The 14,625-nt window shown below is 63.3% G+C and carries 20 protein-coding genes; 7 read left to right on the top strand and 13 right to left on the bottom strand.

Features of this window, described 5'->3' with window-relative positions; translation table 11 throughout:
* Positions 1 to 5: 5 nt before the first annotated feature.
* The 8 genes from KZ820_RS20595 to KZ820_RS20560 all read right to left on the bottom strand — a co-directional run bounded on the left by KZ820_RS20595 (position 6) and on the right by KZ820_RS20560 (position 6,848).
* Positions 6 to 1,412, bottom strand: coding sequence for a cytochrome ubiquinol oxidase subunit I (locus KZ820_RS20595; protein ID WP_219750687.1), 1,407 nt, complete (start codon positions 1,410 to 1,412; stop codon positions 6 to 8).
* Positions 1,397 to 1,792 carry a TonB-dependent receptor plug domain-containing protein gene (locus KZ820_RS20590; RefSeq protein ID WP_219750686.1) on the bottom strand — a complete coding sequence of 132 codons (396 nt, stop codon included), beginning with the start codon at positions 1,790 to 1,792 and terminating at the stop codon, positions 1,397 to 1,399. Before KZ820_RS20590 ends, KZ820_RS20595 begins: the two co-directional genes overlap by 16 nt.
* A complete protein-coding gene (locus KZ820_RS20585; RefSeq protein WP_219750685.1) occupies positions 1,789 to 2,628 on the bottom strand; it encodes a DJ-1/PfpI family protein in 840 nt (279 codons plus the stop codon). Before KZ820_RS20585 ends, KZ820_RS20590 begins: the two co-directional genes overlap by 4 nt.
* Positions 2,625 to 4,772, bottom strand: a complete 2,148-nt coding sequence (locus KZ820_RS20580; protein WP_219750684.1) for a TonB-dependent siderophore receptor — start codon at positions 4,770 to 4,772, stop codon at positions 2,625 to 2,627. The genes KZ820_RS20585 and KZ820_RS20580 overlap by 4 nt, the downstream gene beginning before the upstream one ends.
* Positions 4,772 to 5,185 carry a copper uptake system-associated protein gene (locus KZ820_RS20575; RefSeq protein ID WP_219750683.1) on the bottom strand — a complete coding sequence of 138 codons (414 nt, stop codon included), beginning with the start codon at positions 5,183 to 5,185 and terminating at the stop codon, positions 4,772 to 4,774. Before KZ820_RS20575 ends, KZ820_RS20580 begins: the two co-directional genes overlap by 1 nt.
* Positions 5,186 to 5,198: 13 nt before the next feature.
* Positions 5,199 to 5,759 (bottom strand): SCO family protein, encoded by a 561-nt coding sequence (locus KZ820_RS20570; RefSeq protein ID WP_308462297.1) that lies wholly within the window; start codon positions 5,757 to 5,759, stop codon positions 5,199 to 5,201.
* A gap of 59 nt (positions 5,760 to 5,818) precedes the next feature.
* Positions 5,819 to 6,295, bottom strand: a complete 477-nt coding sequence (locus KZ820_RS20565; RefSeq protein WP_219750681.1) for a copper chaperone PCu(A)C — start codon at positions 6,293 to 6,295, stop codon at positions 5,819 to 5,821.
* 175 nt (positions 6,296 to 6,470) lie between these two features.
* Positions 6,471 to 6,848, bottom strand: a complete 378-nt coding sequence (locus tag KZ820_RS20560) for a DUF2946 family protein (protein ID WP_258048395.1) — start codon at positions 6,846 to 6,848, stop codon at positions 6,471 to 6,473.
* Positions 6,849 to 7,135: 287 nt separating this feature from the next.
* Here KZ820_RS20560 and KZ820_RS20555 point away from each other — a divergent pair, with 287 nt between their 5' ends.
* Positions 7,136 to 8,272: a DJ-1/PfpI family protein gene (locus KZ820_RS20555; protein ID WP_219750679.1), complete on the top strand. Its 1,137-nt coding sequence runs from the start codon at positions 7,136 to 7,138 to the stop codon at positions 8,270 to 8,272.
* Between the two features lie 13 nt (positions 8,273 to 8,285).
* On the opposite strand, the gene KZ820_RS20550 is transcribed toward KZ820_RS20555, so the two are convergent.
* Entirely contained in the window at positions 8,286 to 9,200 is a 915-nt protein-coding gene (locus tag KZ820_RS20550; RefSeq protein WP_258048394.1) for a GlxA family transcriptional regulator, read from the bottom strand.
* A gap of 146 nt (positions 9,201 to 9,346) precedes the next feature.
* Between KZ820_RS20550 and KZ820_RS20545 the strand changes: the two genes are divergently transcribed.
* Genes KZ820_RS20545 through KZ820_RS22065 form a run of 5 tightly spaced genes read left to right on the top strand, consistent with a single transcriptional unit; the run spans position 9,347 to position 10,774 of the window.
* Entirely contained in the window at positions 9,347 to 9,895 is a 549-nt protein-coding gene (locus KZ820_RS20545; RefSeq protein WP_219750677.1) for a cysteine hydrolase family protein, read from the top strand.
* Between the two features lie 15 nt (positions 9,896 to 9,910).
* Entirely contained in the window at positions 9,911 to 10,048 is a 138-nt protein-coding gene (locus tag KZ820_RS22080) for a hypothetical protein (protein WP_258048393.1), read from the top strand.
* Positions 10,049 to 10,084: 36 nt separating this feature from the next.
* Positions 10,085 to 10,360: an MBL fold metallo-hydrolase gene (locus tag KZ820_RS22075; RefSeq protein WP_373369043.1), complete on the top strand. Its 276-nt coding sequence runs from the start codon at positions 10,085 to 10,087 to the stop codon at positions 10,358 to 10,360.
* A complete protein-coding gene (locus KZ820_RS22070; RefSeq protein WP_258048392.1) occupies positions 10,357 to 10,521 on the top strand; it encodes a hypothetical protein in 165 nt (54 codons plus the stop codon). The genes KZ820_RS22075 and KZ820_RS22070 overlap by 4 nt, the downstream gene beginning before the upstream one ends.
* Positions 10,499 to 10,774 (top strand): hypothetical protein, encoded by a 276-nt coding sequence (locus tag KZ820_RS22065; RefSeq protein ID WP_258048391.1) that lies wholly within the window; start codon positions 10,499 to 10,501, stop codon positions 10,772 to 10,774. The genes KZ820_RS22070 and KZ820_RS22065 overlap by 23 nt, the downstream gene beginning before the upstream one ends.
* Positions 10,775 to 10,836: 62 nt before the next feature.
* Here KZ820_RS22065 and KZ820_RS20535 read toward each other — a convergent pair whose 3' ends face one another.
* The 3 genes from KZ820_RS20535 to KZ820_RS20525 form a co-directional block, all read right to left on the bottom strand.
* Entirely contained in the window at positions 10,837 to 11,433 is a 597-nt protein-coding gene (locus KZ820_RS20535; protein ID WP_308462296.1) for a cytochrome b, read from the bottom strand.
* A 1-nt stretch (position 11,434) separates the two neighbouring features.
* A complete protein-coding gene (locus KZ820_RS20530) occupies positions 11,435 to 11,770 on the bottom strand; it encodes an STN domain-containing protein (RefSeq protein ID WP_219750676.1) in 336 nt (111 codons plus the stop codon).
* Positions 11,771 to 11,835: 65 nt separating this feature from the next.
* Positions 11,836 to 12,543, bottom strand: a complete 708-nt coding sequence (locus KZ820_RS20525; RefSeq protein ID WP_219750675.1) for a DJ-1/PfpI family protein — start codon at positions 12,541 to 12,543, stop codon at positions 11,836 to 11,838.
* A gap of 160 nt (positions 12,544 to 12,703) precedes the next feature.
* On the opposite strand from KZ820_RS20525, the gene KZ820_RS20520 reads away from it, so the two are divergent.
* A complete protein-coding gene (locus tag KZ820_RS20520) occupies positions 12,704 to 13,687 on the top strand; it encodes a GlxA family transcriptional regulator (RefSeq protein WP_219750674.1) in 984 nt (327 codons plus the stop codon).
* 219 nt (positions 13,688 to 13,906) lie between these two features.
* On the opposite strand, the gene KZ820_RS20515 is transcribed toward KZ820_RS20520, so the two are convergent.
* Positions 13,907 to 14,625: hypothetical protein (locus tag KZ820_RS20515; protein ID WP_219750673.1), on the bottom strand; the 719-nt coding region annotated here is incomplete at its 5' end.

The following is a 14,625-nucleotide window of genomic DNA, read 5'->3' as shown; positions in this document are numbered from 1 at the left end:
GACTCTTACTCCCCGACCTGCGCGCCGAAGGCGGGCGCGGGCGTAATCCCGGCGGTGCGCACGGGCGTTGCGTCGGGCTCATCCTCGTGCGCCTCGGCCGGCCGATGCATCAAGTGCAGGATGTACCAGGTTCCCGCGCCGAACACGGCGAAATAGACCAGCACGAAGGCGATCAGCGATGCGGCGACGGCGGGTGCCGCGAGTGGCGAGTGCGACTGATTGGTCAGGAGGTGCCCATAGACGGTGTAGGGCTGACGCCCGACCTCCGTCGTGATCCAGCCCGCGACGACCGCGACGAACCCGGAAGGCCCCATCACGACGGCGGCGCGGTGCAGCCACGACCAATCATAGAGCCGCCGGCGCCAGCGCCCGACAAGGCTCCACAGCCCCAACCCCAGCATTGCGAAGCCGAGTGCCACCATCACCCTGAACGACCAGAAGATAACCGAGACAGGCGGCTCCCGGTCATCTGGGATCGTGTCGAGCCCGGGCAGGGGCGCGTCCAGGTCATGCTTCAAGATCAGGGACGATGCCTTGGGGATCTCGAGCGCATGGTCGATCCGCTTCTCGGCCGAGTTGGGAACACCGAAAAGGATGAGGGGCGCGCCGTCCGGATGGCTATCATAATGCCCTTCCATCGCCATGACCTTGGCGGGCTGGTGCTCCAGCGTGTTGAGGCCATGCGCATCGCCAACCACGATCTGTACCGGCGCGACGATCGCCGCCATCCACATCGCCATGGAAAACATCTTGCGCGCGTGCGGGTTCGTCCGGTCGCGTAACAGGTGCCACGCCCCCACCGCGCCGACCACCAGCGAGGTCGTCAGATAGGCTGCGATCACCGTGTGGACGAGGCGATAGGGAAAGCTCGGACTGAAAATGATCGTCGGCCAAGAGTCGCCCGGCAGAAAGCGCCCGTCGCCGTCCACCACGAAGCCGGTCGGGGTCTGCATCCAGCTGTTCACGCTCAGAATCCAGAAGGCGGAAATGAAGGTTCCGAGCGCGACCATGCAGGTCGCTGTGAAGTGCAGGCCGCGCCCGACCTTCTTCATGCCGAACAGCATCACGCCTAGGAAGCCCGCCTCGAGGAAGAAGGCGGTGAGCACCTCATAGGCCATGAGCGGACCGATCACCGGCCCCGCCTTGGTCGAGAATACCGACCAGTTGGTGCCGAACTGATAAGACATGACGATGCCCGACACGACGCCCATCGCGAAGGCGATCGCGAAGATCTTCGCCCAGTATCGAAACAGGTCGAGATAAAGGGTGCGACCCGTCTTCAGCCAGAGGCCCTCGAGCACCGCCAGGTAGCTCGCAAGCCCGATCGAGAAGGACGGAAAGATGAAGTGGAAGCTAACCGTGAAGCCGAACTGGATGCGAGCCAGCATCACCGGGTCTAGTGAGTTGAACATCTGCTATCCTCAGAAGGTCGGGGCGCTTCGTCACCGATCGGCGGGATGAACAGCACCTCGTCGGATCGTGTCGGGGTGACGCCGGACACGTTGACCAGCGCGTCGCCCAGCGTGCGGCGATCCTGTTCCTGGATCAGCGTGCGGGTCAGCACCTGGACCGATTGCGGCACCTGGATCAGCGGCGTGTCTGTGCGCGTGGCCGCGCTAGTTCCGGGTACGCCATAGCTATCGCGAGTACCGGTCACGACGATGTCGGTTCCGGACCAGCTTGGCGTCTGCGTGTCGTCCGCCGGGGCGGTCTGCGCCATAGCCGGCGATCCGAGCCAAAGGGCTGCGATGACGGTGAGGCTCGTCGATGCGAGCGGATGCCGCCCGATCATGCCGCGATTCCCAAGCGCTTCGCGGCAGCGTTTACAGCCGCATCCACCTGCGCATCCATCCACGGCGTCCGACCAGTCAGTTCGGCCACCCGCTTCGGGCCGGCCTCCTGTGGTGTGCCGTTTCGGAAAGGCGGTTCGGGCGCGTATTCGATGATGAGCTGCACCCGGCGGGCGGCTTCCTCGTCCTTGAGGTGCGCCGCCAGCGTCAAACCGAAGTCGATGCCGGCGGTGACGCCTCCGCCGGTCATCCGGTTGCGGTCGATCACCACCCGCTTGTCGACGTGGCGCGCCCCCATGCGCGGCAGGAGATCGGCGACTTGCCAGTGCGAAGTCGCGTTGTAGCCCTTGAGCAGCCCTGCGGCCGCCAGCGCAAGGCTGCCGGTGCAGACGCTCGTCACCCATTTCGCGCGCGATCCACGATCGGCGAGGAAGGCCATGACCGCAGGGTCGTTCATGCAATCGACGGTGCCCATGCGGCCGCCCGGCACGAACAGCACATCGACGTTGGTCGGCACCTCGTCGAACGTATGCGTCGCTGTGATGGGCAGGCGGACATCGGTCGAGACCGGCACCTTGTCTTTCCAGACGAGCATGACGTTGCAGCGCAGGATATTGAACACCGTCAGCGGCCCGATCAGGTCGAGCGCGACCATCTTGGGATAGACCAGCATCGCGATCTTCGGTGCATCGGCCGGGATCGCCATCATATCGCCCATATGCTGCGCCCCAGGGTCGGTCGGTGTCTGGGCTGAGGCAGGCAGTGCGGCTGCGGCACCGCCAATGGCGGCAAGCGCCAGCATCTGACGCCGATCGAACGGCGCGGTAAGATCGGTCATCGATTGTCTCCAAAACGGTAGGCAAGGCTGATGGTCGCGCGGCGCAGATTGGCCGCGTAGCAAGTGCCGGCGGACGGGCAGGCGCCAACGTACTTCTTGTCGAACAGGTTCGAGACGTTGCCGGCGAGCCGGACGGCGCCGAGGTCGTAGTGGATGGCCGCGTCGAAGACGGTCGCGGACGGCACCGCCAGCGTGTTGGCGGTATCGGCCCAGCTCCGCCCGACATGGCGGATGCCGCTACCTAGCCCGAAGCCCGGCAGGAAGCTTCCCGCCGGCAGCGTGTAGTCGATGAATGCCGAGGCGCTGAACCCGGGCGTACCGGTCGGTGCCTTGCCGAGCGTCGCCGCGGCACCTTCCCGGTTCTCGGTTTTGAACGCGGTCAGGGCGGCTGTGATGTTGAGCGTTGACATCGGCCGGGCCTGCACCTCGACCTCTCCGCCGCGCGAGCGGACCAGGCCGAGTTGGCTCTGGTTGGTCGGGAAACCCGCGACCGGATTGGACACCAGGATGCCGTCACGTTCGATCGAAAACAGCGAGGCCGACGCAATCAGCGGGAAACCCCGCGCCTCATATTTGATGCCCGCTTCCCAAGCTTCGCCTGTCTCTGGCCGATAATATTGGCCCGTTGCCGCCTCAGCGCCGATCACCGGCGTGAACGAGGTGGCGTAGCTGACATAGGGCGCGAGCCCGACCGGCGTGACGTAGCTGAGGCCGGCCCGATAGGTCGTTTTGTCCGGATCGCCCCGCGTCACCGCGCCCGTGGCGCTGGTGCTGGTGATGCCGATCCAGTCGTGCCGCGCCGACAGTAAAGCAACGAGCCCGCCTAGCGTGATCCGGTCCTGTACGTAGAGCCCGGTCTGATCGAGCTTCTGGCGTGTCGTTGACGGTACGCCGAGCGCGGGCAGCGCGACGTTGTAGACGGGTGCGAAGATGTCGAGCCGCGGTGCGGTGCCCTGCCGCTGCGAACTGGCCGTGCGCGAGAAACTATAGTCGATCCCGGCGGTCAGATCATGGACGAGCGCGCCGGTTCTGATCGTCCCCGAGAGGCGATTGTCGATCGTAACATTATCGAGCCATGCGTCCTGCCGCGAGTTGCCGCGGTTGAGATAGTAGCGCCCGCCCGCCAGCACCGGGTTGCCGGTGAACTGCCCGAACAGCCCGGCATAGGTGAGGTCGATCTCGGCGTAGCGGCCATTCGAAACGAAACGCAGGTTCTCGCCCAGCTTCGTCTCGAAGGTGTAGCCGACCTCATATTGATCGCGGTCGTAGCGATCGACGGATGGATCACTGACGAACAGGTCGATCGGGATCTTTCGCCCGTCGCCGAGCGGCGTGACGAAGCCCGCGTAAGGCACGAAGCCGGTCGGGCGTTGCGATCGGTCGCGGGTGTAGCTGCCGCGCAGCGTCAGCGACGTGTCGCTGGTCGGCGTCCAGCCTAGTGCAACCGAACCATAGGTCCGGTTGTCCTCGGCAAGTTCGACCTGCGTATCGCCGCGCCGGACCAGCCCGTTGACCCGAACCGCCAGCGTGTCGGAGATCGCCCCGCCGAGATCGGCGGAGCCATAGGCACTGCCATATTCATCAATACCCGCCTCGATGTTGGCGATGGTGCGGCGGTTCGGCGCCTTGGAGACGATGTTGACGAGGCCGCCGGCGCTGCCGCTGCCGTAGAGGACCGAGGACGGTCCTTTCAGCACCTCAAGCCGCTCGATTCCCTCCGCCGGCGTCGTCCACGAGAGGAAGGCGCCGGAATTGTAGAGGACTAGCCCGTCCTTGAAGAAGTTCGAGTTGGCGAAGCCGCGGAGCTGATAATAGTCGATGCGGGTGTCGCTGCCGAATGCCTGGCTGCGAACGCCCGAGGTGTAATTCAACGCCTCCGCGACCGTGCGCAGGTTCAGCGTGTCGATGAAGTCGCTGTCGACGACCGAGATCGCCTGCGGCGTCGACAGGATCGGCGCGTCGGATTTGGTGGCGGTGGTGCTGTCGGCGACGACGAAGTTGCGGCCGGTCACCACGATGTCATCGCGGCGCGCCGGGTCAGGGGTGTCGTTGCGGGCACTGCGTGTCGCATCGGAGTTTTGGGCAAGAGCTGGCGGTGCCGGCGCGGTGCCGGCGATCAGCGCCAGCAGAGTGATGGATTTCATTAGTCCCCCAAGGTCTTCAAATAGGCTTCGTGATCGGCTGCGGTGCCGACGAAGCGCTTCATGCGGGCAAGCCGCTCGGGCGGCAGTTTGGCTTCGGCCGAGGCAAGCTGGTCGGCGATCCAACCAGCATTGAAGTCGGGCACGCCGGCCCGCTTCAGATTCTCTGCCCGGCGGATCGAATCACCGCTGCACAGCAGCAGCATCCAACCGTATGCGCCGCGCTCAAACAGCGCCCGACCGCCGAAGTCGCCCTGCGTCCAGTCGGCGATCGCATGATCACCGCTGACGACGACGGGGCCGACGTCGATTGGTGCCAGCGGGCTGCCGAAGTGCGCCTCGGTCGCCTCGCGTATACGGCCTTCGTCGACGACCGGGTTCTGGATCGCACACCCGGCGAGCGCGAGCGCGCCCACCAACATCGCCCACCTAAGCACGGATCAGCTTGCGCAGCCGCTCGACCGCTTGCGTCTCCGGCTCCTTGGCATCCATCGTGTCGACGAACTGCCCGTCGCGATCGAACAAAAGGATGCGCGCGGTATGGTCGATTGTATAATCGCCGTTGGGTAGCGGCACCCGCTCGACATAGACTTTGAACGACTTTTCCATGCGTTCCAGCTCGGCCGGATCGCCCGTCAAGCCGATCACCGGTGCATCGAACATCGATAGGAAGCTGGCGATGTCTTCCCGCTTGTCATGCTCGGGATCGACCGAGACGAACACGACGTTCATCTTCTCCGCGTCGGAACCTAGTCTTTTATGCAGCAGCGCCATGCGGCTCATCGTCGTCGGGCAAACGTCCGGACAGCGGGTAAAGCCAAAGAAGATGGCGTAGGGTTTGCCCTTAAGCGTCTGATCGGTGACGGTCTGTCCTTTGGTGTCGACCAATGTGAAAGGGCCGCCAGGTCCGGGATTCGCCGTCGCTGCGGCTTGGCTGTTCCCGGTTTCCGGTTCGCGAGAGCAGCCAGTGACACCGATCGCCAGACCCACCGCCAGAAGCGATGCGAGAGCCGTCCCGCGGATTAGGCCACGTGTACGAGGGTTAGCCATCAGTGATGGCCCCCATGTTCCGCATCCGGGCCAGACGCACCCGGCCCAGCAACCGTGAAGAGGACTTTCAATGTGCCGGCGCGTGCAAAGCGCAGTGTCGCGGGAATACGCTCGCCTTCCTTGAGCGGCGCCTTGAGGCCGATCAGCATGATGTGGTTGCCGCCTGGTGCCAGCGCCGCCTCACCGCCCGCCGGGACCTCCAGGCCATCGGGAAGCTGGCGCATCCGCATGATGCCGTCGTCCAGCGACATGGTGTGGATCTCCACTTTAGCGGCACGTGGCGAGGTCGCGGAAATCAGGCGATCGGGCTGTGCGCCGCTGTTGCGGATCGTCAGATAGCCGGCGCCGACGCTCGCACGGTGCGATGTGGCGCGCGACCAGGGGGCGGCAGCGGTGATTGAGCCCTTGCGGGCGTCCTGCGCAATCGCAGGAGCGGCGAGCGTGGCGACAAGCGCCAGCGCGACACGGTAGGTCATAGGTGTTCCTTGAGCGAGACGGCGCAACCGCCAGGTCGGGCAGACAGGCCTTTTGCCCGCAGCCGGGAGGCTCGGGCGGTAAGCCGTCTTTATCCGATCCGGAGCTGTACCGAATTCGGGCAAAGCCCGTCACAAAGAGCCCGCCCGATCACATCAGGCAGGCGGCATGCTCAGATCAACGGAACAGTGGAGGACCGCGTAGAGGAGGACGCAAGTAGGGTGCGGACGCAACGATGGTCCGCGGCGTGGCACGAAGCGCCATCGCGGCGACCAAGGCAAGCGCCACGACCAGCAGAACAGGATCGGCGCCGCCAAAGACTGGCGTCGACAGTCCGGAGAAGGCGCACGGCATCTCCGCTTTGCCGTGTTCCTTCGATTTGCCATGGTCCGGCATGGCGTGATCCATACCCGCCATGTCCATCGCCATGGACGGCTGCTCGACAACACCCGAACACAGAGTGATGGTGACGCGGCCATGATCGCTGGAGACCATGTAGCCGGTCGGGATTAGGATGCGCAGAGCCAGCACCGCGACGTAGATCAGCGCAGCCATATGACTATGGGCCAGGACAAGGCGCCGTAAGGCTCGCACCCTCTGGCACTACCGTCGATGCCCGACACTGTCACTTGGACATTTCGTCCCAACCAGATCCAACCGATAGCCTCTGAAAACGAAGCCTCTTGGAAGGACGTCAGCAGTGGAGCAGTTTGTCTCGACCAGATATGCGGAACAGCCAGTCCTCAAGCATCATCTGCATGGCCGAAATGCCGTGGTAGATGTCCTTTACGCCATGATGCCGCTGCAGGACACGGGTCGAACACACCGACACGCAGGGCTCCATGCACATGATCAATCGAAGGACGGCCATCGTCTCCGCCGCTGTAACTCTTGGCGGAATGGCGCTGGCAGGTAGAGCAATCGCGCGTCAGGCCGGTATGACCTCCGGCGTCTTCGATGCTTCGAAGAATGCGAACCCGGAGAAGATACCCCCTTATCAGGCGCGGTTCGGTCGCACGAAGCCGCTCGTAGCGATAGTGGGATTGAACGAAGGCACGATCATCAGCGACTTCTGCATCCCGTTCGGCGTGATGGCACGCTCGGGCGTCGCCGATGTCATGTCGGTATCGGTTAAGCCGGGCCCGGTGAAGATGCAACCGCTCACGTTCCAGCTCCAGGCCACCGTCTCCGAGTTCGATAAGCGCTATCCCGAGGGCGCTGACTACATCTTCGTGCCGGCAGTCGAGAACGACAGCGATCCCGACCTTCTGAAATGGATCAAGGCGCAGGCCGGCAAGGGATGCACGGTCATCAGCATCTGCTACGGCGCGATGGTCGTTGCCAATACGGGACTGTTCGATGGCCATCGCGCCACGTCCCATTACAGCAACGAGGGGTTCCGAGCGAAGCGCTTTCCCAAGGTGCTATGGCAGAAGAACATCCGCTACGTCGCCGACGGGAAGGTCGCTTCGAGCGCAGGAGTCAGCGCATCGATGCCGACTTCGATAGCGCTGGTCGAGGCGATCGCCGGCGCTGCCAAGGCTGCCGAGGTCGCCCGCGACGTGGGCATCGACGATTGGAGTTCCCGGCATGACAGCGATGCATTCCAGTCCGATCCGGGCAATGCGGACATGCCTGCGCGGGACGCGAGGCCCGATGTCACGCTGGGTATCCCGGTCAAGGCTGGCGACGACGAGATCGCTCTGGCAGTGACGGCCGAAGCCTATAGCCGGACGGGCAACACCTTCGGCTATGCCGTTGGCCCGAGCAAGGCACCGGTGCGACTGGCCCATGGTCTCGTCGTCCTGCCCGACATGGTTGCCGGTACGGCGAAGGTCAGTCGCATGCTCGCCCCGCTTGAGGCGCATCAGGCGACCCGCGCGCTGGATATCGCGCTGGCGGATATCACGAAGACGTACGGCCCGAAGGCGGCCCGCAACGTAGCGCTGTTCATGGAGTATCCCGGCAAGATCAATTGACCACGATAGACGATCAGTCCGAAGCATCCTTCCCCGCCGAGAACCGCCGCCGGTAATCGGACGGGGACAGGCCGACGATCCGGTGGAACACCTTCCGGAACGCGCTCGGATCGGTGTAGCCGACCTCCCAGGCAACCTGGTCGACGGCCAAGCCAGTATCGCGCAGCTTCGTCTTGGCATTCGCGACCCGCAGGCGTTGCCAATATTCGGTAGTGGTGTGACCGGTCGCCTTGTGAAAGCGGCGAAGAAAGGTCCGGTCTTCCAGACCGGCCCTGGCCGCCAGCGTCGCGACCTCGACGATCTTGCCCTCGGTCTCGTGCAGGAAGTCCTGCGCTTTCGAGATCGCATCGTCCTTGTGACCGATATGGGGGCGAAATCCGCTGTAGTAGCTTTGCTCCCGACCCGGAGGATCGATCAGGAAGCCGCTGGCGACCTCCATCATCACCGCCTGCCCGACGAAGCGCTGGATGAGCGTCAGGCACAGGTCGGTCCACGCCATCACCCCGCCGGCGGTCATGAGGTCGCCGTCGTCGATGACGATCCGGTCGGTATCAATCCTTGCTTGCGGAAACTGACTGCGGAAGCGATCCTCGTACGTCCAGTGCGTCGTGACGGTCCGGTCGTCGAACAGGCCCGTCGCGCCAAGAACGAACGCGCCGGAGCAGATCGAGGCCAAGACCGCGCCATCGGCATGGCGCTCCCGCAGCCAGCGCGTCACCGCTGGTTTCGGTTCGTCGACCGGACCGGCCAGGGCAGGAGGTAGGATGCAGATCGATGGCGTGGCGCGACAAGGCGCTGACGCATAGACTCGCGCAAGCTCGCGTTCAGCACCCATGGACGCCCAATGACTGACGGTCAGCACGGGCGAGCCATCGTGACCCGGCATGGCGCGTGCTGCTCGATCAGCTGCAACCAGAAGGTCCGTCATTCCGAGCACTGCTGCTTGTTGTGCTCCATCATACATCAGAATCGCAACTTCGAGCATGGCACAAACAACCCATTCTTTGTCGTTATCGCCACTGACGTAATGTGCTCACGATAGATAAACAGCATTCAATCGGCATGGAGGAAGAAATGGCGAAGCGCGCAGTGATCATCGTCGATCTGCAGAACGAATATGAAGCTGACGGCAAGCTGCCGCTGGAGAACCTGGAGGAGGCGGTCGCGAATGCGCAGCGCGTGATCGGCGCGACACGTACCGCCGGCGAGACGATCATTCATATCCGGCACGAGACGCCAGGTTCCGAAGACGCACCGTTCGCAGTCGGTACGAAGGGCACGAATATCATTGAGGCCGTTGCGCCGAGCGGTGGCGAGAATGTGCTCACCAAACATTACCCGAACGCATTCCGCGACACCGGGCTGAAGGCTCTGCTCGACGAGGAAGGCGTGACCGACGTCGTCATCGTCGGTGCCATGAGCCATATGTGCATCGATGCAACGGCCCGCGCGGCGTTCGACTTCGGCTACGGCGTGACGGTGGTCGGCGATGCCTGCGCGACCCGCGCGCTGTCGAGTGATGGAGTCGAGGTACCCGCCACGCAGGTCCATGCCGCGTTCATGGCCGCGCTCGCGTTTGCCTACGCCTCGGTGGTGCCCACCGCCGCTTTCCTGTCCGCCTGAACCGGGAGAAGCATCATGTCATTCGATCGCCTGCCCGATCTCGCGCGTCGATCGCTGCTCACTGCCGGTGCGGGTGCTGCCGCCTTCGGAATGGTGGCATCGGTAGAGGCCGCCCCGATGCCGGCCGCCGGCACCAAAGACGCGATCGTCTAGGTACGCAATGCGACCATCCTCGTCGACTACGCCGGCGTGCGTTTCCTGATCGATCCGATGCTCGCCGATCCAGGTGCCTATCCCGGCTTCCCCGGCTCGGCGATGAGCCACCTGCGCAACCCGCTCGTGCCGCTGCCCATCCCGGTCGCCGATCTGGCGGCAGCGGATGCAGTGATCGTCACCCACACTCATATCGATCATTGGGACGACGCAGCGCAGAATATGCTGCCCAAGGCGATGCCGATCTTCGTGCAGAACGCGACCGATGCAACGACCATCCGCGGGCAGGGGTTCACCGACGTCCGTATATGACCGCCGACACGAGGTTCAAGAACGTACGGCTATCTCGGACCGGCGGGCATCATGGCGCAGAACCGGTGCTGCGAGCAGTGCCAACGCTCGATCCGGTAAGCGGTGTGGTGTTCCATCATCCGGCGCACAAGACGGTGTATGTCGTCGGCGATGCCATCTGAGACCTATCAGCCGCAGGTCATCGTCCTGAACGCGGGTTACGCCCAGTGGATTGATCTGGGTCCGATTCTGATGGGACCGCATGGCGTGCTTTCAGTCCATCGCGCCGCCCCAAGTGCGCAATTGATCGCGACGCACATGGAGGCGATCAACCATTGCGTCCTCAGCCGCGCCGACCTCGCGGCCTTCGCGAAAAAGGAGGGGTTCGCGCAGCGTCTGCTCATCCCGGCCGACGGCGAGCGCATCTCGATCTGACCGGCGAAGTGGTTGGTACGGGGGGTTGCTCGATTCTCGGCAATCCTCCGTCGGCCATGAGCCTACAGCATTCGTGCCAGGACGTCACTGCCGGGCCGCCTGTCGAAATAGCGGTGCTTCACTACGCCTGCGACGTGGAGGCCGACCATCGCGAGCAACGTATAGGCCAGGATCCTGTGCAACGACTGGAATATCGCGAAGCGCGTGTCATCCTTGGCAAGCAGTTCGGGAACCGGAAAGCCGAAGAAGGTGACACCGTCGCTTTGGCTGTAGCTGCTCGACATGGCATACCCCATCAGCGGCACCGCCACGAGCAGCATGTACATGGCGCCATGGACCAGCTTCGACAGCCGCGCTTCCCATGCATCGAGGGCCGAGGCGCACGGCGGGAGCCCGGTGCTCAGCCGGATCGCGATCTGAACGACGACCAGCCCGAGAACCAGCAGTCCGAACGACTTGTGGGTCGGATAGAGCGTCCCGTACTTCCACGGTACCGCGTCGGCGAGGCTGGTCATCAGCCAGCCTGCGGCGATCATCCCAATGACCAGCGCGGCACGGGTCCAGTGGAGTAGTCGCAAGGGCAGCGAGTAGCGCAGGCCATCCCTACCAGTCCCGGGGATCACCAAAGGCTGCCGCTGAACGGGCGGGACGATGGACACGCTACTTGCTTACCGAGAAGCCGCCGTGGATGGGCGTGCTCTTGAGGGGAGTATTGCGCAACATGTGCGCGAGCGCCTGCCCCGGCGTCAGGCGCCCCTTAACCGCCATGGTCTTCATGGTCCGGGTGGGTCGGCCCTTCACCTGATCCGTGTCGATCGAAGCCGGGCAGCGGGTGATGCTGGTGAACCTGGCGATCGCCTTATCAAGGCTCATCGGCGCGATCGCGATCTTAAGCCGATCGTTTTGACAGTCGTAGAAACTGGCATCCTGCGCGTTGGCGGGTTGCGACGGGAATACGGCGAAACCAAGAATGGCCGAAAGCAGGAACGTGCGCATGACATCTCCCTGTGCCAAGGTGGCAGGTGCGATGTAGAGTGGTTCGTCTGAACGTTCTGAGGACGTCATCGGTGGTATTGAGCAATGATCGGGCCGATCATGCCCCGGGCGGCTTCCAACATCTGCGGTGACGCAGTCTCCACCGTGCCCGTCCGAAAAGGCGGATGCGGATCATATTCGATCGCGAACTCCGCCAGCTCGCCCGCCTCACGACCGAACGCGTCCGCCGCAACCAGCAGCGCCACCTCGAAGCTCCCGATGCCGGGACCGGCGGTGTATAGATTTCCATCGACAGCGGCACCCTCACCGGAGGTGAGCACCTTTGCGGCGCCCAGTTCCTTCAGCAACTCCTCTGCCGCAAAGTTGCTTGCGACCGTCCGCCCTTCTATCAGGCCTGCCGATCCGAGCAGTGCAACGCCGTTGCACACGCCGATTACGTAACGCGCACTCTCTGCGGCTTTGCGGGTGAAGGCAATTACCTCCGGGTCGTTCTGGACTTCGGGCGGGTTCATGCCGACTGCGAAGACGTCCAACGTCGGGCATGTCTCGAATGTCGTAGTGGGCATTGTCGGCCACGACCGAAAGCCTTCCACCACATCGCGGTTTTTCCAGATGAAATGGATCTGTGAGCCGGGCATCATAGCCAGCACGGTCTGGATCCCAACGATGTCCATCGGCACGAAGCCAGGTCCGATAAGGATGCCGACATGGAACGGGGCGACACCCTCTAATGTCAGTGCGGCAAGCATGCCGTCGTATGAGGTGATTTTCATAGGAGAATCCGCGGTGAGAGCTGGATCTATGCTCTACGCCTCCAGCGGTGCCTGGCTGTAGGGCATAGATCCCTCGATTTCGGCCATCCCGCAAATTTGCGCATGCCTCCTGTCGCTACCCGCCTAAGAGGTGCTTAGTGTCGGTTCACAAGGGAGTGCCATGTCAGCGTCGTTCGCCTTCTACCTGTGCGAAGGCTTCCAACTTCTCGATCTGGCGGGGCCAACGGCAGCTCTGACTGCGGCAAATCGCCTGCTGGGGTCCGAACACTATCGGATTGAGCTCGTCTCCAACGACGGCGGTACCGTTCAAGGCGACGCGGGACTCGGACTGGAAACGCGCCCATCGGGATCTGTCGAAGCAGAGACGGTCGTAGTAGTTGGCGGCAGGGTCGAGCCTATGATGGAGGCCGACAACATTGCCGGAATTCGACGGGCGTCTGCCGAAGTCTCAAGCATTGCGAGTATATGCACCGGAGCTTTCCTGCTTGCCGCTGCCGGCTATCTCGACCGCAAACGGGTTACGACTCACTGGCAGTTCGCGAAGAGATTGCAGGACCTGTACCCGAAGGTGACGGTTGATGCAGACCGGATCTTCATCAACGATGGCGCAATTTGGACGTCGGCTGGCATGACGGCCGGTATCGACCTGATGCTGGCGCGGATTGAATTCGATAATGGTGCAGAGCTGGCTAAGGCAGTCTCGCGCGAGCTCGTCGTGTACCATCGGCGACCAGGTGGCCAATCGCAGTATGCGGCCATTTCCCAGATGGAGCCGCAGACTGACCGCATCCGCAAGGCGTTGACCTACGCGCGAGATCATCTCTCCGAACCGTTGCCGATAGACCGGCTTGCCGAAGCTGCCTGCCTGAGCGTTCGCCAGTTTGCCCGCCTGTTTCGAAAGGAGACGGGTGAAACCCCGGCGCGAGCGGTCGAGCGTCTGCGCTGCGAAGCCGCACGTATCCGCCTCCGCGACAGCAACGAACCTGTTGGCACTGTCGCACGGCTTGTCGGGTTCGCGGATACGGAGCGCATGCGTTGCGCATTTCTGCGCAGTTACGGTCATCCTCCACAAACGCAGCGTCGGCTTGACCAACCATTGGATGGCGAAAGGGATGGTTATACGTGCTGGCCACCATTAGCGTAGCAATGGGTGGTTAGCGCGTACCAACTATCTTCGCTGATCATCTCTCAAGCCACTCGTTTTTAAAATAACCATTTTGCAGGACAACGTCGGCATAACGAGCGGCAGCTATTCGCCCCGAGGCTCCTGATAGCTGACGGGCAGGTAAGTCCCTAAAGGCCGCCAATGTGAAGGTGTCAAAACCGGACGGTTGTGGCACCGTCTGAGGTTCGCTGCGTAACGTCAGAACAGCCGGTTTAGCAGCCGTGGCTCGCTGGCCTTCAGACGGTCCAGCATGGTGTTGACATAGAACATGTCGGGGCTGGCGATGGCGGGGAGGACGACTACGCCATAGTCCGGCTGGTCGATGTCGAGGGTGAAGACAACCAGGCCCACACCGTGGATGCTGCACAGCGAGGTTAGGCGGTTCATGTCGTCGCTTGTGGTGGTTCGGGGTACGACGATGTAGCTCTTGTGGCTGAACAGCCGATAGGCGACCGCCTGACCGAAGGCGACGACAGGTTGGCTCGGGGTGGCCTTGATCTCCGCCGTTACGATCTGCGGCTCAAACTTGAAAATGTCTTGCGCGCGGGGTTTCAGGACGCCCATCACATCTGGGGTGCCCCACTTGCCACCCAGCACGCTGCCGCCCAGCGGGCCGGCGATCGTCACCTCGTCATTCTCCTCCAGCCATTCGGCAAAGCTGGCGTAGAAAGCTTGCTCCGACACGGATGCGGCGTTGGGTGCGTCCGCGTTGATAGTGACAGGGGCAGTGGCGACTGCCTCATCCTGCGCGACGGTTTCGGCGGCGTCAGCTTCGGCGAAGTGTGCGAGCTGGTACGTGCCACGCGCAATCTTCACGACGTCGTCGGCACCGTGGAAGAGGAGGTGCGTCGCACCGCGGATGCTGTTGGCCGGTGTTTCGGAGTGAGCGGATCCGACCGCCTTGAGCACCTCCGCCC

Source organism: Sphingomonas citri (assembly GCF_019429485.1).
GTDB lineage: Bacteria > Pseudomonadota > Alphaproteobacteria > Sphingomonadales > Sphingomonadaceae > Sphingomonas > Sphingomonas citri.
The sequence above is the reverse complement of the archived record's forward strand: the minus strand, read 5'-3'. Positions and strand labels throughout refer to the sequence as shown.

Bases quoted from the DNA above. Each gene is read 5' to 3' on its own strand.
- KZ820_RS20590 (WP_219750686.1), bottom strand. From the start codon at position 1,792: ATGATCGGGCGGCATCCGCTCGCATCGACGAGCCTCACCGTCATCGCA.
- KZ820_RS20525 (WP_219750675.1), bottom strand. From the start codon at position 12,543: ATGAAAATCACCTCATACGACGGCATGCTTGCCGCACTGACATTAGAG.
- KZ820_RS22070 (WP_258048392.1), top strand. From the start codon at position 10,357: ATGACCGCCGACACGAGGTTCAAGAACGTACGGCTATCTCGGACCGGC.
- KZ820_RS22080 (WP_258048393.1), top strand. From the start codon at position 9,911: ATGTCATTCGATCGCCTGCCCGATCTCGCGCGTCGATCGCTGCTCACT.
- KZ820_RS20555 (WP_219750679.1), top strand. From the start codon at position 7,136: ATGCACATGATCAATCGAAGGACGGCCATCGTCTCCGCCGCTGTAACT.
- KZ820_RS20550 (WP_258048394.1), bottom strand. From the start codon at position 9,200: ATGACGGACCTTCTGGTTGCAGCTGATCGAGCAGCACGCGCCATGCCG.
- KZ820_RS20545 (WP_219750677.1), top strand. From the start codon at position 9,347: ATGGCGAAGCGCGCAGTGATCATCGTCGATCTGCAGAACGAATATGAA.
- KZ820_RS20530 (WP_219750676.1), bottom strand. From the start codon at position 11,770: ATGCGCACGTTCCTGCTTTCGGCCATTCTTGGTTTCGCCGTATTCCCG.
- KZ820_RS20595 (WP_219750687.1), bottom strand. From the start codon at position 1,412: ATGTTCAACTCACTAGACCCGGTGATGCTGGCTCGCATCCAGTTCGGC.
- KZ820_RS22065 (WP_258048391.1), top strand. From the start codon at position 10,499: ATGTCGTCGGCGATGCCATCTGAGACCTATCAGCCGCAGGTCATCGTC.
- KZ820_RS20585 (WP_219750685.1), bottom strand. From the start codon at position 2,628: ATGACCGATCTTACCGCGCCGTTCGATCGGCGTCAGATGCTGGCGCTT.
- KZ820_RS20560 (WP_258048395.1), bottom strand. From the start codon at position 6,848: ATGGCTGCGCTGATCTACGTCGCGGTGCTGGCTCTGCGCATCCTAATC.
- KZ820_RS20520 (WP_219750674.1), top strand. From the start codon at position 12,704: ATGTCAGCGTCGTTCGCCTTCTACCTGTGCGAAGGCTTCCAACTTCTC.
- KZ820_RS20565 (WP_219750681.1), bottom strand. From the start codon at position 6,295: ATGACCTACCGTGTCGCGCTGGCGCTTGTCGCCACGCTCGCCGCTCCT.
- KZ820_RS20580 (WP_219750684.1), bottom strand. From the start codon at position 4,772: ATGAAATCCATCACTCTGCTGGCGCTGATCGCCGGCACCGCGCCGGCA.